At 67.4% G+C, this 23987-nt stretch carries 25 protein-coding genes; 14 read left to right on the top strand and 11 right to left on the bottom strand.

Translation table 11 applies throughout. The annotated features are described in order from the left end of the window. Positions 1 to 17: 17 nt before the first annotated feature. On the bottom strand, positions 18 to 1427 hold the full coding sequence (locus tag BR47_RS0120415; protein ID WP_029120618.1) for a wax ester/triacylglycerol synthase family O-acyltransferase: 1410 nt from the start codon (positions 1425 to 1427) through the stop codon (positions 18 to 20). 176 nt (positions 1428 to 1603) lie between these two features. Here BR47_RS0120415 and BR47_RS0120410 point away from each other — a divergent pair, with 176 nt between their 5' ends. From BR47_RS0120410 to BR47_RS0120390, 5 genes are read left to right on the top strand one after another with little or no spacing between them, the layout of a single operon-like run. Continuing rightward, the gene (locus BR47_RS0120410) at positions 1604 to 2401 is read left to right on the top strand and encodes an SDR family NAD(P)-dependent oxidoreductase (RefSeq protein WP_020100786.1); all 798 of its coding nucleotides are present in this window, start codon (positions 1604 to 1606) and stop codon (positions 2399 to 2401) included. Between the two features lie 2 nt (positions 2402 to 2403). Next, positions 2404 to 3174, top strand: coding sequence for a glucose 1-dehydrogenase (locus tag BR47_RS0120405; protein WP_029120617.1), 771 nt, complete (start codon positions 2404 to 2406; stop codon positions 3172 to 3174). 37 nt (positions 3175 to 3211) lie between these two features. Beyond that, positions 3212 to 4213, top strand: a complete 1002-nt coding sequence (locus BR47_RS0120400) for a permease (protein WP_020100784.1) — start codon at positions 3212 to 3214, stop codon at positions 4211 to 4213. Further along, entirely contained in the window at positions 4210 to 4875 is a 666-nt protein-coding gene (locus BR47_RS0120395) for a TIGR03943 family putative permease subunit (protein ID WP_020100783.1), read from the top strand. The genes BR47_RS0120400 and BR47_RS0120395 overlap by 4 nt, the downstream gene beginning before the upstream one ends. Next, positions 4832 to 6931 (top strand): RecQ family ATP-dependent DNA helicase, encoded by a 2100-nt coding sequence (locus BR47_RS0120390; protein ID WP_036427611.1) that lies wholly within the window; start codon positions 4832 to 4834, stop codon positions 6929 to 6931. Before BR47_RS0120395 ends, BR47_RS0120390 begins: the two co-directional genes overlap by 44 nt. Here the strand turns inward: BR47_RS0120390 and BR47_RS0120385 are convergent. Further along, the gene (locus tag BR47_RS0120385) at positions 6924 to 7325 is read right to left on the bottom strand and encodes a DUF7832 domain-containing protein (RefSeq protein WP_029120615.1); all 402 of its coding nucleotides are present in this window, start codon (positions 7323 to 7325) and stop codon (positions 6924 to 6926) included. The two genes, BR47_RS0120390 and BR47_RS0120385, sit on opposite strands and share 8 nt — an antisense overlap. Positions 7326 to 7386: 61 nt before the next feature. Then, positions 7387 to 8037, bottom strand: coding sequence for a GNAT family N-acetyltransferase (locus tag BR47_RS0120380; RefSeq protein ID WP_029120614.1), 651 nt, complete (start codon positions 8035 to 8037; stop codon positions 7387 to 7389). Positions 8038 to 8202: 165 nt separating this feature from the next. On the opposite strand from BR47_RS0120380, the gene BR47_RS0120375 reads away from it, so the two are divergent. After that, a complete protein-coding gene (locus tag BR47_RS0120375) occupies positions 8203 to 8733 on the top strand; it encodes a hemophore-related protein (RefSeq protein WP_141772274.1) in 531 nt (176 codons plus the stop codon). Between the two features lie 59 nt (positions 8734 to 8792). On the opposite strand, the gene BR47_RS0120370 is transcribed toward BR47_RS0120375, so the two are convergent. Then, positions 8793 to 9701 (bottom strand): IclR family transcriptional regulator, encoded by a 909-nt coding sequence (locus BR47_RS0120370; RefSeq protein ID WP_029120613.1) that lies wholly within the window; start codon positions 9699 to 9701, stop codon positions 8793 to 8795. A 163-nt stretch (positions 9702 to 9864) separates the two neighbouring features. Here BR47_RS0120370 and BR47_RS0120365 point away from each other — a divergent pair, with 163 nt between their 5' ends. From BR47_RS0120365 to BR47_RS0120355, 3 genes are read left to right on the top strand one after another with little or no spacing between them, the layout of a single operon-like run. Continuing rightward, a complete protein-coding gene (locus BR47_RS0120365; protein ID WP_029120612.1) occupies positions 9865 to 10992 on the top strand; it encodes a hypothetical protein in 1128 nt (375 codons plus the stop codon). Between the two features lie 2 nt (positions 10993 to 10994). Further along, positions 10995 to 11777: an SDR family oxidoreductase gene (locus BR47_RS0120360; RefSeq protein WP_029120611.1), complete on the top strand. Its 783-nt coding sequence runs from the start codon at positions 10995 to 10997 to the stop codon at positions 11775 to 11777. Further along, on the top strand, positions 11774 to 12922 hold the full coding sequence (locus BR47_RS0120355; RefSeq protein ID WP_029120610.1) for a sulfotransferase family protein: 1149 nt from the start codon (positions 11774 to 11776) through the stop codon (positions 12920 to 12922). Before BR47_RS0120360 ends, BR47_RS0120355 begins: the two co-directional genes overlap by 4 nt. 73 nt (positions 12923 to 12995) lie before the next feature. Here the strand turns inward: BR47_RS0120355 and BR47_RS0120350 are convergent, their stop codons facing one another. Both BR47_RS0120350 and BR47_RS0120345 read right to left on the bottom strand, forming a co-directional pair. Continuing rightward, complete coding sequence (locus tag BR47_RS0120350) at positions 12996 to 13496, bottom strand: hypothetical protein (RefSeq protein ID WP_029120609.1); 501 nt, start codon at positions 13494 to 13496, stop codon at positions 12996 to 12998. After that, positions 13496 to 14650 (bottom strand): 3-ketosteroid-9-alpha-monooxygenase, oxygenase component, encoded by a 1155-nt coding sequence (locus BR47_RS0120345; RefSeq protein ID WP_029105072.1) that lies wholly within the window; start codon positions 14648 to 14650, stop codon positions 13496 to 13498. The genes BR47_RS0120350 and BR47_RS0120345 overlap by 1 nt, the downstream gene beginning before the upstream one ends. 97 nt (positions 14651 to 14747) lie before the next feature. Here BR47_RS0120345 and BR47_RS0120340 point away from each other — a divergent pair, with 97 nt between their 5' ends. Further along, on the top strand, positions 14748 to 15272 hold the full coding sequence (locus BR47_RS0120340; RefSeq protein WP_020100772.1) for a gamma carbonic anhydrase family protein: 525 nt from the start codon (positions 14748 to 14750) through the stop codon (positions 15270 to 15272). Between the two features lie 57 nt (positions 15273 to 15329). Further along, positions 15330 to 15854, top strand: coding sequence for a hypothetical protein (locus BR47_RS0120335; RefSeq protein ID WP_029120608.1), 525 nt, complete (start codon positions 15330 to 15332; stop codon positions 15852 to 15854). A gap of 52 nt (positions 15855 to 15906) precedes the next feature. On the opposite strand, the gene BR47_RS0120330 is transcribed toward BR47_RS0120335, so the two are convergent. The 4 genes from BR47_RS0120330 to BR47_RS0120315 are packed head-to-tail and all read right to left on the bottom strand — an operon-like array spanning position 15907 to position 19572. Continuing rightward, positions 15907 to 16308 (bottom strand): nuclear transport factor 2 family protein, encoded by a 402-nt coding sequence (locus tag BR47_RS0120330; RefSeq protein WP_020100770.1) that lies wholly within the window; start codon positions 16306 to 16308, stop codon positions 15907 to 15909. A gap of 1 nt (position 16309) precedes the next feature. Continuing rightward, entirely contained in the window at positions 16310 to 17485 is a 1176-nt protein-coding gene (locus BR47_RS0120325) for a thiolase family protein (RefSeq protein WP_020100769.1), read from the bottom strand. After that, positions 17485 to 18549: a thiolase family protein gene (locus tag BR47_RS0120320; RefSeq protein WP_029120607.1), complete on the bottom strand. Its 1065-nt coding sequence runs from the start codon at positions 18547 to 18549 to the stop codon at positions 17485 to 17487. The genes BR47_RS0120325 and BR47_RS0120320 overlap by 1 nt, the downstream gene beginning before the upstream one ends. 9 nt (positions 18550 to 18558) lie before the next feature. Continuing rightward, entirely contained in the window at positions 18559 to 19572 is a 1014-nt protein-coding gene (locus BR47_RS0120315; RefSeq protein WP_029120606.1) for a Zn-ribbon domain-containing OB-fold protein, read from the bottom strand. A 58-nt stretch (positions 19573 to 19630) separates the two neighbouring features. Between BR47_RS0120315 and BR47_RS0120310 the strand changes: the two genes are divergently transcribed. From BR47_RS0120310 to BR47_RS0120300, 3 genes are all read left to right on the top strand, one after another. Further along, a complete protein-coding gene (locus tag BR47_RS0120310; RefSeq protein WP_020100766.1) occupies positions 19631 to 20662 on the top strand; it encodes an LLM class F420-dependent oxidoreductase in 1032 nt (343 codons plus the stop codon). 184 nt (positions 20663 to 20846) lie between these two features. Then, on the top strand, positions 20847 to 21521 hold the full coding sequence (locus BR47_RS0120305; protein ID WP_051634917.1) for an acetoacetate decarboxylase family protein: 675 nt from the start codon (positions 20847 to 20849) through the stop codon (positions 21519 to 21521). Beyond that, a complete protein-coding gene (locus tag BR47_RS0120300) occupies positions 21518 to 22723 on the top strand; it encodes a cytochrome P450 (protein WP_029120604.1) in 1206 nt (401 codons plus the stop codon). Before BR47_RS0120305 ends, BR47_RS0120300 begins: the two co-directional genes overlap by 4 nt. Position 22724: 1 nt before the next feature. Here the strand turns inward: BR47_RS0120300 and BR47_RS0120295 are convergent, their stop codons facing one another. Then, entirely contained in the window at positions 22725 to 23936 is a 1212-nt protein-coding gene (locus BR47_RS0120295; protein ID WP_029120603.1) for a sensor histidine kinase, read from the bottom strand. Between the last annotated feature and the right edge of the window lie 51 nt (positions 23937 to 23987).

Genomic DNA, 23987 nt, shown 5'->3' with positions numbered 1-23987 from the left:
CGTTTTGCGTAGCCGGATCAGCTGGTGACGGAATCCGTCGCGGTCTCGCAGCGGGCCACCAGCTCGGCCAGTGCCGCGGGCAGCCGGTCGGCGATAGCGTGCGGATCCTTGACCTGGTCAGTGCAGGTGAGCACGCAGATCTGCATGCCGCCTTCGTAGCTCCAGCCGGTGATGTTCATGCCCATCGGGAAGACCAGCGGGCCGGTCGAGATCAGCTTCTCGACCGGGGCGCCGCCGAAGTACAACGTCTTCTGCGGGCCACGCATGTTCGACGCGATCATGCTGAACATCGGGCGCTTCTTGACCTTTGCCCCGATGGTCGGCAGCACCCGCGAGTAGACCTTGAACAGCGGCCAGTACTCCATCCAGTCGTGCTGCAGCCAGGCATCGCGCTCGCTCTGCACCTCGCGCGCGGTGGCGGTGTTCGCCGAGATGGCTTTCAGCCGTGCCACCGGATCGGCGATGTTGGTCGCGAGTTCGACGTTCCAGCGGGCGACCTTGTTACCCCACCGGTCGCTGTCCTGCGGGCGCATCGACACCGGCACCACGGCGGTCATGGTGTCGTCCCCGACGGGGCCGCGGGACGCCTGGTACTCGCGAAGCACGGTGCTGCACATGGCGAGGAAGACGTCGTTGACGCTCACGCCGAACGCCTTCGACACCCGCTTGATCTGATCCATCTCGACGTTCACGAACGCGAAGCCGCGGCCCGCGGTCAGCGGCTCGTTGAACGGCAGGGCCGGCGGGATGAAGGCCTCGGCGTAGCCGGGCTTGCCCGACTTCTGCCGGTTCTGGATGGTGCGCGTGACTTTCGCCGTGCGGGCCAAGACCTTCGGGAATTTGGTCAGCGACTTGACTTGCTGGCGCGCCACCATCGGCAGCCACTCGGCGGTCGGCGGGCGGTGCTCGTCGGGCGCCGGGCGGGCCGACGGCTCGGGCAGCCGGTCGGCGGGGTCCTGGCTGTAGAACTGCTCGAGCAGGTTCAGCGACGCCATACCGTCGGCCACCGCGTGGTGGATCTTGAGCACGAGGGCGACGCGGCCGTCGGCCAGGCCGTCGATGTACCACATCTGCCAGGCCGGGCGGTCCCGGACGAGCGGCTCTTCGAAGAGTTTGGCGATCTCCGCGCCGAGCTCGCGATCGGTTCCCGGTGCGGCGGCGGTGGCGCGCTTCATGTGGTAGTTCAGGTCGCCGCGGGCCCGGGTGATCCACCACGGCCGGCCGGCGCCGAAACGCGGCGACATCAGCTGCCACTGCAGGGGTTCGACGCGGTCGACGAGACCGGGCAGCGCGGCGCGCACGGCTTCGAAGGTGATGGGCTCGTGGCCCTGGGCCGGATCGAGTACGACGGCCTTGATGGTGTGCTGCGGCTGGACGGCACTCTCCCACGCCAGGAAGCTGTTGTCCTCGCCCGATAAACGTCGCATACGTCACTATGAGGCCAAAAATGTGAGCCAGCGGACATGTTGTCTCGGTGATCGGGAACTACCTCTGAATTTCGGCTCACACCCCGTTTAGCGTGCTCACCATGAGCTGACTCGGCGTCGCGACGCGGAGCCCGAGGGCTCCGCCGGGTCGGTGTCTGACTGAATGGAGTAGGGATATGCAACTGAGGAACAGCCGGGTTCTGGTCACCGGTGCCAGCCGTGGTCTGGGCCGGAACATCGCGCAGGCGATGGCTCGCCGCGGTGCCGACGTCGCACTCGTCGCCCGCAACGCCGAGCAGCTCGAAGAGCTCGCAAAGGAGTTGGGCGGCAAGGCATATCCCGCTGACCTGATGGATCCGGCGGCGGTCGAAGAGCTGATCGGCCGCGTCGAGGCCGACGGTCCCGTCGACGTCATCATCAACAACGCCGGTGTGGACCGCGTCGGCCGCTTCTACGAGGCGTCGTCGGCGGATGTGCGAGACCTGTTGCAGGTCAACCTGATTGCGCCCATGGAGCTGTGCCGCCAGGTGATGCCGGGGATGATCAAGCGCGGCCGCGGCCACATCGTCAACGTGTCCTCGATGGGCGCCATCTCCACCGGACCGGGCGTCACCCTGTACGGCGCCTCCAAGGCCGGCCTCAGCCACTTCACCGCCGGCATCCGCTCCGAGCTTCGCAACAAGCCCGTCAACACCACGCTGGTGCAGATCGGTGAGGTCAAGACCGACATGATCGACCACATCCGGTCGTTCGGCCCGGCGCGCCGCACCATCGAACGGTCGCTCAAGTTCCGGATGATCCCGCAGGAGCCGCTGGACGCCGACATGGTCGCCGAGGCCATCGCCGATGCCGTCGAGAAGGAGAAGAAGCACGTCATCCTGCCCAAGCGCATCGCGGCGATGGCGTACCTCACCGAGACCCCGCGCCGGGTCTCCGAGCTCATGCTGACCGGCATCGACCAGGACAGCGACTAGTCATGAACCTGGCCGGCAAGGTCGCGATCATCACCGGCGCGGCGCGCGGTCAGGGTGAGTCCGAGGCGCGGTTGTTCGCCGCACTCGGCGCGCAGGTGGTGCTCACCGATGTCCTGGTCGACGAGGGAGAGGCGGTCGCCGCGTCGATCGGCGCCGCCGCCTGCTTCCAGCGGCACGACGTCGGCAACGAAAGTGATTGGCGGGCAACGGTCGAACTCGCGCTCAGTGCGTTCGGCCGCATCGACGCGCTGGTCAACAACGCGGCTATCTGCACCGTCGAACCGCTCATGGACCACACCGCCGAGTCGTGGGAGCGGCAGCTGCGCGTCAACCTGATCGGGCCGTTCCTGGGCACCAAGGCCGTCGTCGAACCCATGAAGGCGGTCGGTGGCGGCTCGATCATCAATGTGTCCTCGCAGGCCGGTCTGCAGGGGCTGGCCGGCTACAGCGCCTACGGCGCCTCCAAGTGGGGCCTGCGCGGCTTCTCCAAGGTCGCCGCAATCGAATTGGGCCCCATGGGAATTCGGGTCAACACCGTCTACCCCGGCATGATCGACACCCCGATGGTGGCGCACCTGCCGATCGAACGCGGGCTCGGCGGGCACCCGGGTGCGCCGCTCACGCGCGTCGGCGCGCCCGAGGAGGTCGCCGAGGTGGTGGCGTTCCTCGCGTCGGACGCGTCGTCGTACATGACGGGCGCGGACCTGGCGGTCGACGGCGGCGCGAGCGCGGGCCGGATCCCGGTCGTGCCCACCCAGCCACAAGCGACGTAGCGAGCGACTTGTCAGACTTCCCCGGCAAGATGGGCGCATGGCCGGGGACGAATCCACACTGGCGCCGGAGCGCCGGCGGCGGGCCGGGTCGATGGAGCTGTTGCTCATCGCCCTCACCGCACTGGCGCTGTCGGGCTCGTGGGTCAGCGGTGTCCTGACCGACCACGCCCGCCTGGCCACCGCGGCCACGGTGTTCTGCGGCGTCTTCGTGCAGGCCCTGCCGTTCCTGGTGCTGGGCGTCATCGTCAGCGGCCTGGTCGCCGCATACCTCACCCCGGAGCGGCTGGCCCGCCGGCTGCCGCGCCGGCCGGCGCTCGCGGTGGCGGTGGCCGGTGTCGGCGGCGCCGCGCTGCCCGGATGCGAATGTGGTTCGGTGCCCGTGGCGCGCCGGTTGTTCAGCGGGGAGACGGCGGGGGCTGCCTTGACCTTCATGCTGTCCGCACCGGCGATCAACCCGGTGGTGCTGGTGGCGACGGCGGTTGCGTTCCCAGGCCAGCCGCAGATGGTGGTGGCACGCTGCGTGGCGTCGCTCCTGACCGCGGTGGTGATGGGGCTGTTGTGGCAGCGCTGGGGCCGCACCGAATGGGTGACCCGCACGCTGCCCACCCATCACGACGAGGGGGCGTCGCGCTTCACTGTCTTCACCGAGGCGGCCCGGCACGACTTCCTGCAGTCCGCGGCCTACCTCGTCGTTGGTGCCGGCGCGGCGGCGGTGCTGCGTGCGGCCGTGCCGCCGTGGGTGTTCGAGCAGGTGGCCGGCAACCTGGTGGTCGGCGTGGTGACGATGGCATTGTTGGCCGTCGTGCTGGCGCTGTGTTCGGAGGCCGACGCTTTCGTCGCGGCGAGCCTGACCATGGTCCCGTTGGTGCCGCGGCTGGTGTTCCTGGTGGTCGGGCCGGCCGTGGACGTCAAGTTGTTCGCGATGCAGGCCGGTGTGTTCGGCCGGCCGTTCGCCGTGCGATTCGCGCCGCTGACGCTGGTGGTCGCCACGGTCTGCGCGACGGCCGTCGGGCTGCTGCTGCTCGGGGGCGCGTCGTGAGCCGGGAGACCCAGAACATCCTGGTGCTGTTGATCGGGCTGAGCACAGGCCTGATCGCGGTGAAGGGCACCTACCTCAATTTCGTGAAACCGGCGTTGTTCCCGTGGCTGGTGGTGGCGGCCGTCCTGTTGGTGGCGCTCGCTGTGGTGTGCCTGGTGCGGGACCTGCGTCATGGGCCGCCCGGCGGGCATCACCATCGCGGGCTGCTGGCGTGGCTGCTGCTCATCCCGGTGGCGCTCACCGCGTTCGTCGCCGTGCCACCGATGAGTGCCGTCGGCGCCGAGACCGTCACCGCGGCGGTGGCGCCGCCGAAGCGGGCATTTCCACCGTTGCCGGCCGACGGTGTGGTGTCGCTACCGGAGGTCGTGCTGCGGGCCGCCGCGGATTCCACGAAAAGCCTTGAGGGACGGACCATCACCGTCACCGGGTTCACCATGGGCGACGACCTGGCCCGCGTCGTGATCGTGTGTTGCGCCGCCGACGCGCAACTGGCCCGCATCCACCTGACCGGCGCGGCCGGTCCGCACCCGAAGGACACCTGGCTGAAGGTGCAGGGCAAGGTGGTACCCGGGACGTCCAATCCGTCCACGAATTTCGTCCCGACCATGGAAGTGACCAGTGCCGAGCCCATCCCCAAGCCCCGCAACACCTACGCGTACTGACGCGCAGGCCCTGCTCGAACAGCTCGCCGGCCCCGGCGCGGTGCTGCGCGACGACCAGTGGGTGGCCATCGAGGCCCTGGTGGTCCAGGGTCGCCGAGCGCTGGTGGTGCAGCGCACCGGGTGGGGCAAGTCCGCGGTGTACTTCATCGCCGCCAAGCTGCTGCGGGCCGCCGGCCGCGGCCCGACCGTCATCGTCTCGCCGCTGCTGGCGCTGATGCGCAACCAGGTGGCGTCGGCCGAACGCGCGGGCGTCCGCGCCGCCACCATCAACTCCAGCAATGTCACCGAGTGGGACGAGGTGCACCAGCGGGTCACCTCCGGAGACCTCGACGTGCTGCTGGTCAGCCCGGAACGCTTGAACAACCCCGACTTTCGTGACGCCGTCCTGCCCGCACTGGCCGCCGACGCCGGCCTAGTCGTCGTCGACGAGGCGCACTGCGTCTCCGACTGGGGCCACGACTTCCGGCCCGACTACCGGCGCATCCGCACCCTGATCGGTGAGTTGGGTTCGGGCATACCGGTGCTCGCCACCACCGCGACTGCCAACGACCGCGTGGTGCAGGATGTGGCTGCCCAGCTGGGCGTCGGCGGCGGGGATACCCTGGTGCTGCGCGGAGGCCTGGACCGGGAGTCGCTGCGCCTGTCGGTGGTGCATGCCGGGGGACCGGCGCAGCGGGCGGCATGGCTTGCGGCGCATCTGGATTCGCTGCCCGGCTCGGGCATCGTCTACACCCTGACGGTGTCGCAGGCACATGACATCGCCGCGCTGCTGCGCGAACAGGGCCACACCGTCGCCTCCTACACCGGATCCACCGAAGCCGCCGAACGCGAACAGCTGGAAGCCGACCTGCTGAACAACCGGGTCAAGGCGCTCATCGCCACCTCGGCGCTGGGCATGGGGTTCGACAAACCGGACCTGGGCTTCGTCGTGCACCTGGGCGCTCCGTCGTCACCCATCGCGTACTACCAGCAGGTTGGCCGTGCCGGCCGCGCCACCTCGAGCGCCGAGGTGATCCTGCTGCCGGGCAAAGAGGACGCTGACATCTGGCGGTACTTCGCGTCGGTCGCGTTCCCGTCGGAAGCCTTGGTACGCAAGGTGATCGGCGAACTCGAACCGGACCGGGCGCTGTCGACCGCGGCCCTGGAACCGTTGGTCGACCTCAACCGGTCCCGGCTCGAGATGGTGCTCAAAGTGCTCGACGTCGACGGTGCGGTGCGCCGCGTCAAGGGCGGCTGGATCAGTACCGGCGAGCCGTGGTCGTACGACGAGGAGCGCTACCGCAATCTGGATGCCGCGCGGCAGCGCGAGCAGCAGGCCATGCTGGACTACCAGGCGACGACCGAGTGCCGAATGGTGTTCCTGCGCAGCCAACTCGACGATCCCGAGCTCGACGGCCAGGGCTGCGGCCGGTGCGACAACTGTGCGGGTGCGCGCTACGCCGCCGACGTCGATGCGGAGGCCGCGTCGACGGTGCGGGACCAGCTGATGCGGCCCGGCGTGGAGCTCGCCCCGCGTAAACAGTGGCCGACGGGGCTGGGCTCCCTGGGAATCGGGTTGTCCGGACGCATATCCGGTGGCGCCGAGCCGGGCCGCGTCATCGGGCGACTGACCGACCTGGGGTGGGGCGCCCGGCTGCGCCAATTGCTCGACGGGCCCGACGCCGAGGTCCCCGACGCCGTGGTGCAGGCGGCGGTGGCGGTCCTCAAGGCCTGGAACTGGAAGGACCGTCCGGTGGCGGTGATGGGTCTGGACTCCGAGCGGCATCCGCAGCTGATCGGTTCGCTCGTCACCCGGCTGGCGGAGCTGGGCCGGCTGCAGAACCTGGGCACGCTGTACTACCGGCCGCAGCGGCGTCCCGTGACGGCGGCTAATTCTGCGTACCGGGTTGCGGCGCTGGTGGATTCGTGGGAGGCGCCCACGCTGGACGTGAGCGGTCCGGTGCTGCTGGTCGACGATCTCGTCGACACCGGCTGGACCATGACCATGGCGACGCAGGTGCTGCGCACCGCTGGGGCGCCCGCCGTGTTGCCGTTCGCGATCGCGGCGGTCAGCTGACGGCGGAACGCCACTCGGCGTACAGCTCGTCGATCATCGGGGCGACCTCGTCGTAGGTCTCCCAGGTGTCCGGTTCGCCGTACCGCTCGCCATGACGAGCGACAGCCGGCACGTCGCGATAGTGCGAGAGGTAGGCCCGGTAACCGGCGGCGGCGAAGGCGTTTCCGGTGTCGGTCAGCATCGACGGATCGATCTGATTGACGCAGTATCGCCGCAGGTACTCGCCGGGCGTGACGGTCCGGCTCTGCAATTCGGTTGGATTGCAATCAGGTTGGGTGAGGCCGTGCAACGCCAACCAGGCCATGAACATCCCGATGTGGGTGCTCGCCGCGCTCACATCGAGGTCGAGTTCCCCGACGCTGTCGTAGTGCCACTCCGCGTCGTCATACGTCACTACTCGAGCCTATGAGCCTGGCGCACCGGTTCCGGACACCAATTTTCTGGTGTCCATCGGTTCAGTTCCGGCGCAGCGCCAGCTGATCGAGTACGGCGTCGACGCCCACCAACTGGATGTCGTCGCGTCGCAAGGTCTTCCACTGGTCGCGCGTCATGGTGAACTCCAGCATCGTGTCGAAGACCCCGCGCCGCGACTGCCGCGACGAGCCGGTCTGTACGTACGGCAGCGACCGCGTGACGCCGAGTGACGCCGCGTTGTCGTGCCAGGCCCGGGTGGTAGCCAGGTCGGCGTCGAATCCGGCGAAGATCAGCTGCAGTGCGGCCGTGCGCATCTCCCGGCCGAGGCCGCGGCCCTGATATCGACGACCCAGCCAAGAACCGGTGGACACGGTCCGGCGGGCGGGGAAGCCGTCGGCGGTCACCACACAGACGCCCACGGCTGCGTCGCCGACGATGACGGCCATCGGCACGTCCCAGTGCTCCGTCGACACCTCGGCGCGGGTCTGCCGGAAGTACTGGACGGTGTTGCGTTCCAGTTCGGGGGAGACCGCGTCGGTCCACGGGACCGAGAACGGCATGGTGGCCGGATCGTGGATGCCCTGGGCGGCCAGTCGGGCGAGTTGGTCGGCCAGTTCGTCGGTCACATGGCAGAGCCGCAGAACCGGAGTGATCACCTCCAGTTCCGCCAGTGGCCAGGGCGAAGCGCGCATGCCCCAATACCAGCACAGCCGAGCTAATTCACGAAAGCGAATATTTGCCGCTTCGGGCCATGCTGACCTGCAACTTTGGCCGCTTGTGTAACAGCTGTACCGGGCTGAGCGAAACATACCCAGAGGCCGGGGAAGACGGATGCGGCCAGAACAAAGGAGGATTCCATGACTCGTGCCGTTACGTTCGGCCGTTCCACCCTCGGCTTCATTGCCCTGGGTGCCGCCTGTGCCGCCCTTGTCGTGCCGCGTGCATCGGCCGATCCCGTGAGCCCGACGTCGCCGACGACGTCGGCCACCGCTTCGCCGACCACGACCGCGACCACCGCCGCGACCCCGACGACCTCGGCGACGCCGACCACGTCCGCCACCGCACCGTCTACCACGACGACGACCACCGTCGCCCCCGCGGCTACGGTCGCCGACTGCAGCACCGCGACGCTCGCCAAGACCATCAGCTCGGTCACGCTGCAGCTGTCGGACTACTTCGCCGCGCACCCGGATGCCGATGCCGCACTGCTCGACGCCACCCGGCAGTCGGCGTTCGCCGCCATGAGCCAGTTCGACAACTACTTCAAGGCCCACCCCGACGAGGCCGACGCGCTGCGCGGCATCCAGGCCCCGCTGGCCGCGTTCAAGGACCGCTGCGGCCTGCAGGTCGCGCCGACCGACGCGCTGGCCGTCCTCAACGGCGTCTAGTCGTCGCTGGCTGAACGTGAGCGAATGCGTCTATCCGTCAACGGGTTTCGCGCATGAGCTCACGTTCGGCCGGGCTGGGACCCGCCGAGTTGCGCCGTCAGCGTCGCGGCGGTGGCAACCAGCCCGCGTGCTCGCTTACTGATCTCCGCGTCGGTCAGGGCATGGCCGATCTGCAGTGACAGCACCATCACCTGGCGTTGGTGATGGTCGAACACCGGTGCGGCGATGACGCTGATGTCGTGCTTGGCCCGGGCACCCGCCGCCGTGTTCGATTCGCTGGGCAGATATACGCGCTCACCGATGTCGGAGACGAGTTCGCCCAGCAGAACCCGTAATTCGTCGGGCAGGTTGCTCGACATGCCGGCCATCATGGCGTACAGCCGCCGGCCGCCCGGTGTCAGCCGCTCCACGAGATAACCCGATTCGCGGCACTCGGTGATGACCCGTTCCAGCCGCGCACTGTCGGTGCGCAGCGGGATCGTCGGCTCCTTGGCCAGCCAGTCGCGCACCGCACGCTCATCCCACAGCACGAACATCAGGCCGACCGGCGGCGCGAACGGATAGCTCTGCCCGACCTGCACCGGCTCCGGACTGCCGTGCGGGGCAACGAGTTCCAGCAGGGTGATGCGGTCGTCGACGACCGCCGACAACGCCGCCGTGGCGTTGAACGCCTCCGAGAGCCGGCGCAGTTCCGCCCGCGCGGCCGGGCTGATCCGCATGGACTCCTGTGCGGTGTGGCCCAGCGTGATCAACCGCGGGCCCAGCCGGTAGGTCTTCTCGGCGGCATCACGCACCAGATAACCGGCATCGGCGAGCGTGGTGACGATGCCCAGGCAGGTGGGCTTGCTGAGGTCGAGCCGGCGCGCCAACTCGGACAGCCCGAATTGTTCCTGGGGGTGACTGGCCAGGAAATCCAGCACCGCGACGACGCGGGCGGTGGGCGGCGACGCGCGGCCGGTGTCAGTCATGGCAAGGAATGTACGACATCGGTCCAAATATGGACCGGCGGCCGGTAATTCAGCCGTTCCTGCCGACCTGCGCGGCATTGACGACGAACTGCAACACGTTCTACTCTTCAGTCGGAATATCTACCGATGCGTTCCAATATTGGAACGGAAGGGTGCTGACCGTATGTTCACGCAGTCGTTCGTCGACGCCGTCGCCGAGGCGGAGCGCCTTGTCGCCGCGGCGCCGTTCATCGAAACCGAGGCCGATCTGCTCGAAGGCCTGCAATACCTCGCCGGTTGTATCGCATCGTGCACGCACGTCGCGTTCGACTTCGACAAGGACCACCCGTTCCTGCACAGCGGCACCGGCCCGTTCGAGAAGATGGGCCTCGACAACCCCGACACCATGTACTTCGGGACGCGCGTGCAGCCGGGCCACGAGTACGTCGTCACCGGGCGTCGCGGCACCACCACCGACGTCAGCTTCCAGCTGCTCGGCGGTGAGTACACCGACGCCAACGTGCCGGACAGCGAGACGGCGTTCGACGACCGCAAGCTCGACATCGCCGCCGACGGCACGTTCGAGTGGCGGTTCACCCCGGCCACCCCGGCGCAGCTGGTGATCCGCGAGGTCTACAACGACTGGTCGGCGCAGCGCGGCTCGTTCGCGATCTCTCGCACCGACACCGCGGGCACCGCACCGGAGCCGTTGACCCGCGAGCTGATCGAGAAGCGGTACGCGGTCGCCGGCAAGCAGCTGGTACAGCGCGTCAAGACCTGGCTGCAGTTCCCGAAGTGGTTCTACGACAACCTGCCGGTCAACACGCTCACCGCGCCGCGGCTGACCCCCGGCGGGCTGGCCACCCAGTACTCGTCCGTCGGGCACTACGATATGACGCCCGACCAGGCCATGGTCATCACGCTGCCGGTGTCGGATGCGCCCTATCTGGGCTTCCAGCTCGGCAGCCTCTGGTACATCTCGCTGGACTACATCAACCACCAGACGTCGTTGAACGGCACTCAGGCACAGGCGGATCCGGACGGCAAGATCCGGATCGTGGTGTCCGAGAGCAACCCGGGCGTGACCAACTGGTGCGAGACCCTGGGCCACGCCAAGGGCTATCTGCAGTTCCGCTGGCAGCGGGTGTCCCGCGAGCTGACGGCCGAGGACGGCCCGACGTGCGAGGTCGTGGGCCTCGATGAGGTGGCGTCGAAGCTGCCGTTCTACGAGACCAACAAGATTTCCGAAGAAGATTGGCGTGCGCGGATTGCGCTGCGCCAGAAGCTTATTGGCGAGAGGATGGTGGGCTGACCGTGAGCGGACTGCTGACGAGCAAGGTGGTGGTGATCAGCGGCGTCGGGCCTGGGCTCGGGACGACGCTGGCGCGCCGATGTGCGGAGAACGGTGCCGACCTGGTGCTGGTGGCCCGCACGGTGGAGCGGCTCGAGGTCGTCGCCAAGGAGGTGACGGAGCTGGGCCGTCGCGCACTGGTGGTGGGCGCCGACATCACCGACGAGGAGCAGGTTGCCAACGTGGTGGCCCGCACCACGGAGGAGTTCGGCAAGGCGGACGTGTTGATCAACAACGCGTTCCGGGTGCCGTCGATGAAACCCTTCGCGAACACGACCTTTGAGCACATGCGCGATGCGATCGAGCTGACGGTGTTCGGCGCGCTGCGCATGACCCAGGGCTTCACCCCGGCGCTCGAGACCGCCAAAGGCTCGGTGGTGAACGTGAATTCGATGGTCGTGCGGCATTCGCAGGCCAAGTACGGCGCCTACAAGATGGCGAAGTCGGCCCTGCTGGCCATGTCCCAGACCCTCTCGACCGAGCTGGGCGAGAAGGGCATCCGGGTGAACTCCGTGATGCCGGGCTACATCTGGGGCGAAACCCTGGAGGGCTACTTCAGCCATCAAGCCCAGAAGTACGGCACCACCGTCGAGCAGATCTACGCGGCGTCGGCCGCCGGCTCCGACCTCAAGCGGCTGCCGACCGAGGACGAGGTGGCTTCTGCCATCCTGTTCCTGGCCAGCGACCTGTCCAGTGGCATCACGGGCCAGTCGCTGGACGTCAACTGCGGGGAGTACAAGGCATGAGCGCACTTCGGACCAACGTCGGCACTGTCGAGGACCTGCACGCCTCGGCCGTCAAGGCCTGTGGCCTGGACGACTTCGGCGGCGACGACGACAACTACCTGGAAGCTCTTGGCGTGCTGCTGGATTCGTACCAGCGCGAGGCCGACCTGACCGAGCTCGGCAGCAAGATGCAGCGGTTCTTCACCCGCAACGCGCTGGTGGCCCGCCTGGTGTCCAACGCGGCGTTCAAGCAGTACCCGCAGCACGCCGACGTGCCCATCGAGCGGCCCATCTTCGTCACCGGCCTGCCGCGCACCGGCACCACGGTGATCCACCGGCTGCTGACGGCCGACCCCCGGCACCAGGGCCTGGAGATGTGGCTGGCCGAGTTCCCGCAGCCGCGGCCGCCGCGCGAAACCTGGGCGGACAACCCGGTTTTCAGTGCACTCGATGCGCGGTTCAAGCAGGCTCACGAAGAGAACCCGGACTACACGGGCCTGCACTTCATGACAGCCGACGAGGTCGAGGAATGCTGGCAGCTGCTGCGTCAGTCGCTGCACTCGGTGTCCTACGAGACGCTGGCGCACGTCCCGTCGTACGCGCAGTGGCTGGCCCGGCAGGACTGGACCAAGTCCTACCAGCGGCACCGCAAGAACCTACAGTTGATCGGGCTGAACGAGCCTGAAAAGCGCTGGGTGCTCAAGAATCCCAGCCACCTTTTCGCGCTGGATGCGCTGTTCAAGGTGTACCCGGACGCACTGGTGGTGCAATGCCACCGGCCGGCCGAGACCATCATGGCGTCGATGTGTTCGCTCGCGCAGCACACCACCGAGGGTTGGTCGAACACGTTCACCGGCAAGGTGATCGGCGACGACTCGATGGAAACCTGGTCGCGCGGCCTGGAGCTGTTCAACGCCGAACGGGCCAAGCATGATCCCAAGCAGTTCTGCGATGTCGACTACTTCGAGTTCATCAAGGACCCGGTCGGCGCCGTCGAGGGCATCTACCGCACGTTCGACATCGAGTTCACCGACGCCGCACGCGAGGCCATCAGCGAGAGCCACGCCCAGAGTCAGCAGGGTCCGCGCGCACCGAAGCACACCTACTCGCTGTCCGACTACGGGCTGACCGAGGAACAGGTCAAGGAGCGCTTCGCCAACCTGTAACGGCCGAATGATCGCGAAAACCCCCTGAATCAAACCGATTCAGGGGGTTTTCGCGTTTCTGCGCGAGAGAAACTCAGCCGTCGCCGGGGGAGGGGGCGGTGGAGAACTCCTCCAGGCACCCCTCGGCGACCGCATGCTTGATGCTGTCGGACATCTTCGGGCACGAGCGGCTGCGGCTGGGGTCGCCGCCTTCGGCGCGGATCTCGCTGAAATACGCGCATCGCTGCGTCGCCTCCGAATTCCACTGCACCGCAGTGTGTTCCGGACCCAACTTCTTCACCGATACCGTCGAGTGGCAGAACCGGCAGTCCACCGGAACCAGGCCCGAGGTCAGGTACCGCTGACGGTCGGCCGCGGTGGCTTCACGAACCGCGGCCAGCCGCACCGGGTCACCGGCGAAATCCGTTGCCTTGGACCAGGATCCGTTCGCCGGTGCATCGGATGCGGGATGGGCGTGGTCGTCGTCTTCGCCATGACCCATCAGCTGCAGCATCGAACGGGCCAGGCTCTCGGCTTCGTCGGCGGTGCCGACAAATGGGCTCCGAGCCTGATCCCGCCCGCCGTGCTGGGTCATCAGCTGGTCTGCTCTGCGGATTCCTTGGCCTCGGCCTGCAGGCGCAGGTTCTCGGCCACTTCGCCTTGCCATTTCTCGTTGGCGACGGTGGTGTCGATCTCCAACTCGAAGCGGTCGGTCATGTCCGGGGTGATGTCGGCGACGTCGACGTAGAACTGCTGGTACCAGCGGCGCATCTGGTAGACCGCGCCGTCTTCTTCGACCAGCAGCGGGTTGTCGATGCGGGTTTTGTGCTTCCAGATTTCGACGTCCTGCATGAAGCCCTTGCTGACCCCGTCGGTCATGGCGTCGGCGAGCTTCTGGGTGGTCTTTTCGTCCATGCCCTTGGGCTTTTCGACGATGACGCCCCACTGCAGCACGAAGGCGTCCTGGCTGACCGGGTAGTGGCAGTTGATCAGGATCGACTCGGCCTTGTAGCCGCTGTAGTTGTTGTGCAGCCAGTTGATCATGAACGACGGCCCGAAGTACGAGGCTTCCGAATCCAGGTGCGCTTCGCCATACTGGGTGCCCATGCCGCCGATGTCGGGTCGGCCCACGTTGTGCAGGTACTGGCTGGCGATGTGGCCTTCGAAGACGTTCTTGAAGTACGTCGGCAGGCCGTAGTGGATGTAGAAGAAGTGCGCCATGTCGGTGACGTTGTCGATGATCTCGCGGCAGTTGCTGCCTTCGATGAGCATCGAGTTCCACTGCCAGTCGGTCCACTCGTCGCTGGCGGCTTCGGGGATCTCCGGGATGCGGACCTCGTCGGTGGGGGCGTTGCCCTCGTGGTCGTGCCAGACGAACAGCAGGCCGCCGCGGACGTCGGTCTGCCAGGCGCGGGTGCGGGCCAGGCGCGGCGTGCGCTTGGCGTAGGGCACGAGTTGGCATTTGCCGTCCCCGCCCCAGCGCCAGTCGTGGAACGGGCAGGCGACCGCGTCCCCTTTGATGGTGCCCTGCGACAGGTCACCGCCCATGTGGCGGCAGTAGCCGTCCAGGATTTTCAGGTCGCCCTTCGAGTCCGCGAACACCACCAATTTGGTGCCGAACGCCTCGAAAGAATGCGGCTTGCCGTCCAGGAAGTTCTTCACAGGACCCACGCAGTGCCATCCACGGGCAAAGCGGTCCGGCAGCGCGCCGGTATCGATCTCGCGAACCCCCGCGGTTTCGGTGCTCACCTTGGCCTCCCAATCTGTGCCTAGTAACTAGAACACGTTACAGTTTTTCCTCGGTGCAGCGCAATGCAAGCGTCCCGACCTGCGGTATATCTATGTCATGCCGCTTTACTCGTTCGAGGGCCGAAGCCCGGTCGTCGACCCCACGGCGTTCATCGCCCCCACCGCCGTCCTGATCGGCGATGTTCGTGTCGAAGCCGGGGCCTCGGTGTGGTTCAACGCGGTTCTGCGCGCCGATTACGCGCCCGTCGTCATCCGCAATGGTGCAAACGTGCAGGACGGGTCCGTGCTGCACGCCCCGCCGGGCATTCCGGTCGACATCGGGCCCGGCGCGACCATCGCCCACCTGTGCGTCGTGCACGGCGCCCATGTCGGTGCCGAAGCGCTGATCGCCAACAACAGCACCATCCTCGACGGCGCGGTGATCGGCAGGCGCAGCTTGGTCGCGGCCCACTCGCTGGTGGTCGCCGGGACCAAGATCCCCGACGAGGTGCTGGTCGTGGGTTCGCCGGCCAAGATTCGCGGCCCGATCGCCGGGACCGGCGCCGAGACGTGGATCAACACCAACCCGCAGGCCTACCGCGAGCTGGCCGAGCGCTACCTGGCGGGGCTGGAAGAGCTGTAGAGCCCGGATTTCGCCGAAATCGGACAATCCGGCCGACGTTCGGCCAAGACTGGGCGCATGAAGCTGCCGCTCTTCGTCCTGGCCGGTGCCTCCATCGCGCTGACGGCTCCGTCGGCGCACGCCGCGCCGCCACCCAACTTCCCCGACTTCACGGGCTTCAACGTCGTCACGAACACGCACCTGACGACGTACCAGCGCACCGATCAGCAGATGGTGAAGTTCTCCACGCCCGACGGACTGGCGTGTCTGCTCAGCACGTTGTCCGGCACCGGGCCGGTCGTGCGGTGCTACGGGCCGGTGCCGGGGATGGCGGGTCTGGGCGTCACGGTCGATCCCACCGCCAAGGCGCCACGTGATTTCGGGGTGGCACAGCTGCACGCGGCCAATGCGGGGACGGTCAGCAACTACCGTGGCGACGTCCCGGCCGATCTGGCCGGCGCGCCACTACTGGCGCCCGGGGAGAAGGTGACTCTGGCGACCACGACATGCGGCGTGGTCGCCGGTGGCGTCACCGCCTGTATCGACACCACCGACGGCGGCCACGGCTTCGTCCTGCAGCCGTCGGGTTCCTGGACTTTCTAACCGGTGATTTGTGCACGATTTTCCGCGGCGAGCGCGGAAAATCGTGCACAAATCACGAGGTACGCGGCGCTTCCCAGAAGGCGCGCAGTGCCAGTAGCTGCCCGGCTTCGTTGGCGCGGTAGGTGAAGACGCCGTGGGTGGTGAAGTCGTGCCCGCCGATGGTGGTCACGATGTTGCCGACGTTGGCTTCCTCGTCACCGCACTGGTAGGTGGTCTCGAAGTTGAACACGAGACTGTCGGTGGGCGCGATTGCCTTGTCCCAGAAGGCCGAGATGGCTTCCTTACCGCGGTGTCCCTTGCCCTCGGGATCGAGGAACGACGGCCCGATCGGGTCCTGCACGATGGCGTCGTCGGCGAAGTTGGCCAGCCAGGCCTCCTTGTCGCGGGCGGCGACGGCATCGCGTGACCGCTTGCCGGCCAGGTGCGCGGGATGATTCGGATCGGAAACCGTCATGTCAGTTCTTTCCAGGCTTGTCGCTCGAGACGACCCACATCGAGTAGTACTGTGCGCCACCGCCGTACGCGTGGCCCAGTGCCTTGCGGGCGCCCTCGACCTGGTGGTCGCCGGCCTTACCCATGACCTGGATGGCCGACTCGGCGAAGCGGATCATGCCGGATGCGCCAATGGGATTCGACGAGAGCACACCGCCGGAGGCGTTGAACGGAATCTTGCCGCCGATGGCGGTCTCGCCCGCCTGCGTCAGCTTCCAGCCTTCACCTTCGGGCGCGAAGCCCAGGTTCTCCAGCCACATCGGCTCGTACCACGAGAACGGCACATAGACCTCGGCGCAATCGATTTCGTCGATCGGGCTGGTGATCCCGGCATCGCGCCACAGGGCGGCGGCCGCGTCGCGGCCGGCCTGCGGGTTCACCTGATCGCGGCCCGAGTAGGCCAGCGGTTCGGTGCGCAGCGCGGTGGCGTGGATCCAGGCCACCGGATGTCCCTCGGCGACGCGGGCGTCGGCCACTTCCTCGTTGCCGATCACCAGCGCGGCCGCACCGTCGGACGACGGGCAGGTCTCGTCGAAACGGATCGGGTCCCAGAGCATCTGCGACGACATCACCTTCTCGACGGTGATGTCGGGCTGGTGCAGGTGCGCCAGCGGATTCTTGGCGCCATTGAGCCGGTCCTTGACCGCGACCATGGCGCCGATGTTCTCCGGTGCGCCCGAGCGACGGATGTAGGCCCGCACGTGCGGGGCGAAGTAGCCGCCCGCGCCCGCGCCGACCGGCTTGGTGAACGGCACCGGAATCGACAGTGCCCACATGGCATTCGATTCGGACTGCTTCTCCCACGCCATGGTCAGCACGCGGCGGTACTTGCCGGACTTCACCAGGCTGGCGGCGACGATCGCGGTCGAGCCACCCACCGAACCGGCGGTGTGCACGCGGATCAGCGGCTTGTTGGTGGCGCCGGTGGCGTCGGCCATGAACAGCTCGGGCATCATGACGCCCTCGAAGAAGTCCGGTGCCTTACCGACGACGACGGCGTCGATATCGGCCATGGTGCAACCGGAGTCGGCGAGCGCTCTATCGATGGCCTCGCGCACCAGGCCGTTCATCGAGACGTCGGAACGCTTGGCGACGTACTTGGTCTGTCCCGTACCGAGGACGGCAGCTTTGTTCGCCATCAGTTCTTACCCTCCAGGACGGCAATCAGATTCTGTTGCAGCGCAGGACCACTCGTGGCGTGGGCCAGCACGCGGTTCGCCGAGCCGTTGAAGATGTGCTCGGCGGCGAAGCCGATGCGCTCCAGGCCGGCGGAGAACATCGGGTTGGCGGCCAACGCGCCACCCGACGGGTTGATCTTGGTCGAGTCCTTGAGCCCGATCGCCTCGGTGAGGATCAGCTGCTGGTGGCTGAACGGCGCGTGCAGTTCGGCGATGTCGATCGAACCGGGGTCCCCGCCCGTGGCGGCGGCGGCCGAAGCGGCGGTCGACGTCGAGACCGTGAGATCACGGGCACCCAGGATCGGGGTCTCGATGCGGTGCTCGAAACCGGTTATCCAGGCCGGGTTTTCGCGCAGTTCGCGCGCCTTGTCGGCCGAGGCCAGCACGATCGCGGACGCGCCGTCGGTGATCGGCGCGATGTCGTGACGGCGCAGCGGGTCGGCGAAGAACGGCCGGGACAGCAGCTCGCTGACGCTGGCTGCGGACTCGAGGCGGTCGACGCGCTCGGCGACGGCGAACGAGTCCAGCGCCACCTGCGCCATCTGCTCGGCGGTCCACTTGCCGGCGTCCAGGCCGAACCGGGCCTGCAGCCCCGCCATCGAGACGGCGTCCGGCCACAGCGGCGAGACGGTGTACGGGTCGGTCTGCAGGGCCAGCACCCGGCGCAGGGTGCCGGCGCTGCCCTTGCCGAAGCCGTAGACCAGCGCGGTGTCGACCTCGCCCGTCAGGATCTTGATGTAGGCCTCGTACAGCGCCCACGCGGCGTCCATCTCGACGTGCGACTCGTTGATCGGCGGCACCGCGCCGATGGAGTCGATGGCCGAGATGAACGAGAATGCCCGGCCGGCAAGGTAATCCGAAGAACCTGAGCACCAGAAGCCGATGTCGGTCTGCTGCAGGCCCAATTCGGTGAACAGCTTGGCAAAGCACGGCATCAGCATCTCGACGCCGTTCGTGGTGCCGTCGGTGCGGCGCACATGCGGGGCATGCGCGAACCCGACGACAGCTACATCGCTGGAAGTCATTGTGGCCCTTTACAGGTGGTGCTTGTACGAGTCGTAGTCGGCGTCGGGTTCGCCGGACGGTTTGAAGTGCGAGATGTTGTCGATGCCCAGGCCCCATTCCTCACGGGGCTTCCACACCGCCTCGACCCGCATGCCCATCCGGACGTCGGCCGCGTCGATCTCGGTGACCAGGTGCAGGAACGGGATGTCGGCACCGTCGAGCAGCACGTAGGCGGCCACATACGGCGGCTTGATGCGCTGACCCGGGAACGGGATGTTGATGATCGCGAAGGTCGTGACGGTGCCGCGGTCGGGCAGCTCGACGAACTCGTCGAGGACCATGCCGGTGGCCGGGTCGGCCTCCTTCGGCGGGAACAGCACCGGGCCCGGCTTGCCGTCGCGGCCGACCTTGGTGCGGCCACCGAGCAGCTTGCCCTCCTGCAGGCCGCGCAGGAAGGTGCTCTCGGGAAGTGAAGCGGTGTGCTGGATTTCGATGGACGACGGCGAGACCAGCATGGTCACGGGGTCGCGATCGTCGGCCGGCAATGGTTCTACAGCGTCTTCCCCGGGCACGAAGTACGCGATGTCCGTGATGGCACCGACAGGCTCGTCGACCCAGTGCGCGCGGACGCGATCGCCGGACTCGAGGGAGGCCGCCGCGGCGCCTTCGCCCAGATCGACGGCGTGCAACAGCGGAGTGTCGGCGCCGTCCAGCTTGATCAGCGCCCAGGCGAACGGACGCTGCAGGGGCTGGCCTTCCAGGGGCTCGGGCTGCCAGGTCCACGACACCACGGTGCCGACACTGGAAACCGGAACCACCTCGGTCAGGGCCTCGTACGTGACAGGGTCATACTCGGCGGGCGGGACGTGTACCCGGCCGTCCGAACCGCGGGTGCCGACGATGCGTCGTCCGCGCAGCGCGGTGAAGAACTGACTCAGGACCGGACCGACTGAACGGGTGTAGTCGAATGACAGTTTCAGCGGAGCCGAAAGGGGCGGCTCATGGCCTGCCATCTGGGCTGGGCTGCTTTGGCTAACGCTCACGGCATCGAGTAGAACAGGTTCTAACAATCGTGGCAAGCACCCTCGGAAAGGCGACCCCATGAAACTCGGTTTGCAGCTCGGATACTGGGGCGCCAAGGCGCCCACCGACCACGCGACGCTTGTCGCCGCCGCGGAGGAAGCCGGTTTCGACACCGTCTTCACCGCGGAGGCCTGGGGCTCGGATGCCTACACGCCGCTGGCCTGGTGGGGCCGGGAAACCACACGGATGCGCCTGGGCACCTCGGTCATCCAGATGTCGGCGCGCACGCCCACGGCGTGTGCCATGGCAGCGCTGACCCTCGACCACCTGTCGGGCGGCCGCCACATCCTGGGCCTCGGCGTCTCGGGGCCGCAGGTCGTCGAGGGCTGGTACGGCCAGAAGTTCCCGAAGCCGTTGGCGCGCACCCGCGAATACATCGACATCCTGCGCCAGGTGTGGGCTCGCGAGGCGCCGGTGACCAGCGCCGGCCCGCACTACCCGCTGCCGCTCTCGGGTGAGGGCACGACGGGGCTGGGCAAGCCGCTGAAGCCCATCACGCATCCGCTGCGCGCGGACATCCCGGTGATGCTGGGCGCTGAAGGCCCCAAGAACGTCGCGCTGGCCGCCGAGATCGCCGACGGGTGGCTGCCGATCTTCTACTCGCCGCGCATCTCCGGCATGTACAACGAATGGCTCGACGAGGGCTTCGCCCGCGCCGGTGCCCGTCGCACCCGCGAGACGTTCGAAATCTGTGCGACCGCGCAGATCATCGTCACCGACGACCGGCCGATGGTCATGGAGATGATGAAGCCGCACCTGGCGCTCTACATGGGCGGCATGGGCTCCGAGGACACCAACTTCCACGCCGAGGTGTACCGCCGCATGGGCTACTCCGAGGTCGTCGACGACGTCACGAAGCTGTTCCGCAGCGACCGCAAGGACGAGGCGGCCAAGGTCATTCCGGACGAGTTGGTCGACGACTCCGCGATCGTCGGCAACCTCGACTACGTCAAGGAACAGATCAAGGCCTGGGAGGCCTCGGGCGTGACGATGATGGTCGTCGGGGCCAAGTCGGTCGAGCAGATCAACCAGCTGGCTGAATTGGTCTAGTTTCCCTCGCGAGCAGACGTAAAACTGTTCGTTTGCACGGCTGACGTGCAGTTTTACGTCTGCTCGCGAAGTCCGCAGTAGACACTTATTGCAAAGTGTCTATAACGTGTTCTAGATTTGTGCTGTGACAGACGCCACCGAGTCCGCACCGTCGCAGCATGTCATTGCCGGCACGGTGCTGACCATGCCCGTGCGCGTCCGCAAGGCGACGCAGCACATGGCGATGTTCTCGGTCGACGCCGATGCCGCCCAGCGCATGATCGACTACAGCGGCCTGCAGGTGCGCCGGTATCGCCGGCGCCGGGCGGTGGCCGTGCTGATGCTCATGCACTACGTCGACAGCGACCTCGGCGAGTACTACGAGTACGGCACCAACATCATGGTGAACCCGCCCGGCTCGGACGCCTCGGGCCTGCGCGCCCTGCAGTCCGCCGGTGCCTTCATCCATCACCTGCCCGTCGATCAGACCTTCACGCTGGAGGCCGGCCGATCGATCTGGGGATATCCGAAGGTCATGGCGGACTTTGTCGTTCGCGATGAGAAGAACTTCGGTTTCGACGTCACCATCGAGGGCCGGTTCGCCGTCGGGATGGACTTCCGGCCCGGCTTCCCGGTGCCCGCGCCGTCGAAACCTCAGGCGCCCCCGACCTATTCGCACCTCGACGGTGTCACCCGGGAGACCGTCGGCGTGATGAGACCGTCCGGGGTGCGCTACCGGCCCGGCGGCGTGACGGTGCGCCTCGGTGACCACCCGTATGCCCAGGAATTGGCGGCCCTCGGATTGCCGAAACGCGCCATGCTCTCGGGTTCCGCTGACAACGTAGACATGACCTTCGCCGATGCTCAGGAGATCAAGTGACCAGTGTTATCACCCGCCCCGACGTTGACCTGGCCGACGGCCGGTTCTATGCCGACCGGGCAGCCGCGCACGAGGCGTACCGCTGGATGCGGGCCAACGAGCCGGTCTTCCGGGACCGCACCGGACAGGCCGCGGTGACGACCTACCAGTCGGTGCTCGACGCCGAGCGCAACGCCGAGCTGTTCTCCAACGCCGGCGGCATCCGCCCCGACCAGCCGGGCATGCCGTACATGATCGACATGGACGATCCGGCACACCTGGTGCGGCGCAAGCTCGTCAACGCCGGCTTCACCCGCAAGCGCGTCATGGACAAGGTGCCGTCGATCGGGCGTCTGGTCGACGCGCTGATCGACAACGTCTGTGAGAAGGGCGAGGCCGACTTCGTCCGCGACCTGGCGGCCCCGCTGCCGATGGCCGTCATCGGCGACATGCTCGGTGTCGTGCCCGAAGAGCGTGAGATGTTGCTCGACTGGTCCGACGAGCTGGTGTCGGGGCTGTCGTCGCACCTGGACGAGACGTCGATCCAGAAGCTGATGGAAACCTTTGCGGCATATACCGCTTTCACCATGGACGTCATCAAGGACCGGCGGGCCAACCCGACCGACGACCTGTTCTCGGTGTTCATCAACTCCGAGGTCGAAGGCCAGCGGCTGAGCGATGACGAGATCGTCATGGAGACGCTGCTGATCCTGATCGGCGGCGACGAGACCACGCGGCACACGCTGTCCGGCGGCACCGAGCAGCTGATGCGCAACCGCGACCAGTGGGACCGCTTGGCCGCGGATGCGTCGCTGATGCCCGGCGCGATCGAGGAGATGCTGCGCTGGACCTCGCCCATCAAGAACATGTGCCGCACCTTGACCGCGGACACGGTCTTCTACGGCACTGAGCTGAAGAAAGACGAGAAGGTCATGCTGATGTTCGAGTCGGCGAACTTCGACGGTGACCAGTTCCCGAACCCGGACGAGTTCCATATCGACCGGAACCCCAACAGCCACTTGGCTTTCGGCTTCGGCACCCACTTCTGCATGGGCAACCAGCTGGCCCGGCTGGAGCTGCGCCTGATGACCGAGCGGCTGCTGCAGCGCCTGCCCGACCTGCGCTTGGCCGACGGCGCGGAGATCCCACTGCGCGCCGCCAACTTCGTCAGCGGCCCCGAGGCCATGCCGGTGGTGTTCACCCCGGCCCCGCGGGTGCTCTGAGCTAGCTGCTGACCGTGCTCGCCGCCGGCACCGCCATCGAGATGACGGTGCCCGGCGAGCCCGTGACCGTGAATTCGCCGCCCGTCGCAAGCACTTTCGTGCAGATCGACGCGAACCCGATGTGACCGTCCTCGACGCTCTGGGCGAGCCGGTCCGGCGGGATGCCGACGCCGTCGTCGGCGATGCGTAGCTCGGCCCGGCTTCCGTTGTGCGCCAGTGTGAATCGCAGGTTGTCGGCGTGCGCGTGTTTGATCGCGTTGGTCGAGAACTCGCGGGCCGCGCTGTAGAGCAGGTGGTCGGCGGCGGTGCGCAGGCTGTCGGGCCAGCCGTCGGCGTCCAGATGAACCGTGATGCTGGTCCGTGCGGCAATGCCGTCGGCCAGTGCGGTGATCGCGGCCTTGAGGCCGGACCGGGCCAGTACCTCGGGATGCAGTTCGCGCACCACGTCGCGCAGCAGCCGGGAGGATTCGGCGAGTGCGAAGTCGACGCGGTCCATCCCCTCGACCGACCCGTCGCGGACGTCCTCCATGTCGTGCCGCGCCACCAGGACGTACTGCAGCGCGCCGTCGTGCAGGCGCTCCGAGAGGGACTGGCGTTCGCGCTTCTCGAGGCTGATCACCTCTTCGAGCAGACGGGTCCGCTCCTGGGCCAGCCCGGCGATGGTCCTGGTCTTGGACTGCTGCACCCACGACAGCGCGACCGAACCGGCGGCCAGACCGAACACGATGGCGGTCCGCAACAGGATGGAGCCCCAGGGCTCGTCACCGTTGGCTTCCCGGTCGATCCAGTTGACGACGAAGAACGTGGCGACGGTGGGAATGGCGATCATGGCGCTGACCATGGGATCGAGCTGAGCCGCCGCGATCAGCGGGATCAGGAACAGCCCGTGCTGCAGGACGTCGGACGTCCAGGTTTCCGGCGAACTCAGCCCGCTGTCCACTGAAATGACCGCCACCACAGTCAGATCCGCGCACAGCATGAGCAGTGCCACCACGCGCTGGGTGCGCCGGTCGGACTGGTCGGCCGAGCGTCGTCCCCACCAACCCCATGCCGCGACCATCGCGAGGTAGCACGCGAAGATGCCCCAGTGCAGCGGCAGGTTCGCGTTCGGGGGCTCCAGCAGCAGGCCGAACCCGACGAACACCGCCAACAGCACCCGTAGCGCGAACTGCAGCAGCAGGCCACGCACCAGCGAGGTGTCGGTGGTTGGCATCCTGACCCCCCGGCGTTCGTGATTTGTGCACGATTTTCCGCGATGACCGCG

It is taken from the genome of Mycobacterium sp. UNC410CL29Cvi84, assembly GCF_000686745.1.
GTDB classification, from domain to species: domain Bacteria; phylum Actinomycetota; class Actinomycetes; order Mycobacteriales; family Mycobacteriaceae; genus Mycobacterium; species Mycobacterium mucogenicum_B.
This window is presented reverse-complemented; position numbering and strand designations above follow the sequence as displayed.

Coding starts and splice junctions, on each gene's coding strand:
- BR47_RS0120415 (WP_029120618.1), bottom strand. CDS start 1,427: ATGCGACGTTTATCGGGCGAGGACAACAGCTTCCTGGCGTGGGAGAGT.
- BR47_RS0120410 (WP_020100786.1), top strand. CDS start 1,604: ATGCAACTGAGGAACAGCCGGGTTCTGGTCACCGGTGCCAGCCGTGGT.
- BR47_RS0120405 (WP_029120617.1), top strand. CDS start 2,404: ATGAACCTGGCCGGCAAGGTCGCGATCATCACCGGCGCGGCGCGCGGT.
- BR47_RS0120400 (WP_020100784.1), top strand. CDS start 3,212: ATGGCCGGGGACGAATCCACACTGGCGCCGGAGCGCCGGCGGCGGGCC.
- BR47_RS0120380 (WP_029120614.1), bottom strand. CDS start 8,037: ATGCGCGCTTCGCCCTGGCCACTGGCGGAACTGGAGGTGATCACTCCG.
- BR47_RS0120375 (WP_141772274.1), top strand. CDS start 8,203: ATGACTCGTGCCGTTACGTTCGGCCGTTCCACCCTCGGCTTCATTGCC.
- BR47_RS0120370 (WP_029120613.1), bottom strand. CDS start 9,701: ATGACTGACACCGGCCGCGCGTCGCCGCCCACCGCCCGCGTCGTCGCG.
- BR47_RS0120365 (WP_029120612.1), top strand. CDS start 9,865: ATGTTCACGCAGTCGTTCGTCGACGCCGTCGCCGAGGCGGAGCGCCTT.
- BR47_RS0120355 (WP_029120610.1), top strand. CDS start 11,774: ATGAGCGCACTTCGGACCAACGTCGGCACTGTCGAGGACCTGCACGCC.
- BR47_RS0120350 (WP_029120609.1), bottom strand. CDS start 13,496: ATGACCCAGCACGGCGGGCGGGATCAGGCTCGGAGCCCATTTGTCGGC.
- BR47_RS0120340 (WP_020100772.1), top strand. CDS start 14,748: ATGCCGCTTTACTCGTTCGAGGGCCGAAGCCCGGTCGTCGACCCCACG.
- BR47_RS0120335 (WP_029120608.1), top strand. CDS start 15,330: ATGAAGCTGCCGCTCTTCGTCCTGGCCGGTGCCTCCATCGCGCTGACG.
- BR47_RS0120330 (WP_020100770.1), bottom strand. CDS start 16,308: ATGACGGTTTCCGATCCGAATCATCCCGCGCACCTGGCCGGCAAGCGG.
- BR47_RS0120325 (WP_020100769.1), bottom strand. CDS start 17,485: ATGGCGAACAAAGCTGCCGTCCTCGGTACGGGACAGACCAAGTACGTC.
- BR47_RS0120320 (WP_029120607.1), bottom strand. CDS start 18,549: ATGACTTCCAGCGATGTAGCTGTCGTCGGGTTCGCGCATGCCCCGCAT.
- BR47_RS0120310 (WP_020100766.1), top strand. CDS start 19,631: ATGAAACTCGGTTTGCAGCTCGGATACTGGGGCGCCAAGGCGCCCACC.
- BR47_RS0120305 (WP_051634917.1), top strand. CDS start 20,847: ATGCCCGTGCGCGTCCGCAAGGCGACGCAGCACATGGCGATGTTCTCG.
- BR47_RS0120295 (WP_029120603.1), bottom strand. CDS start 23,936: ATGCCAACCACCGACACCTCGCTGGTGCGTGGCCTGCTGCTGCAGTTC.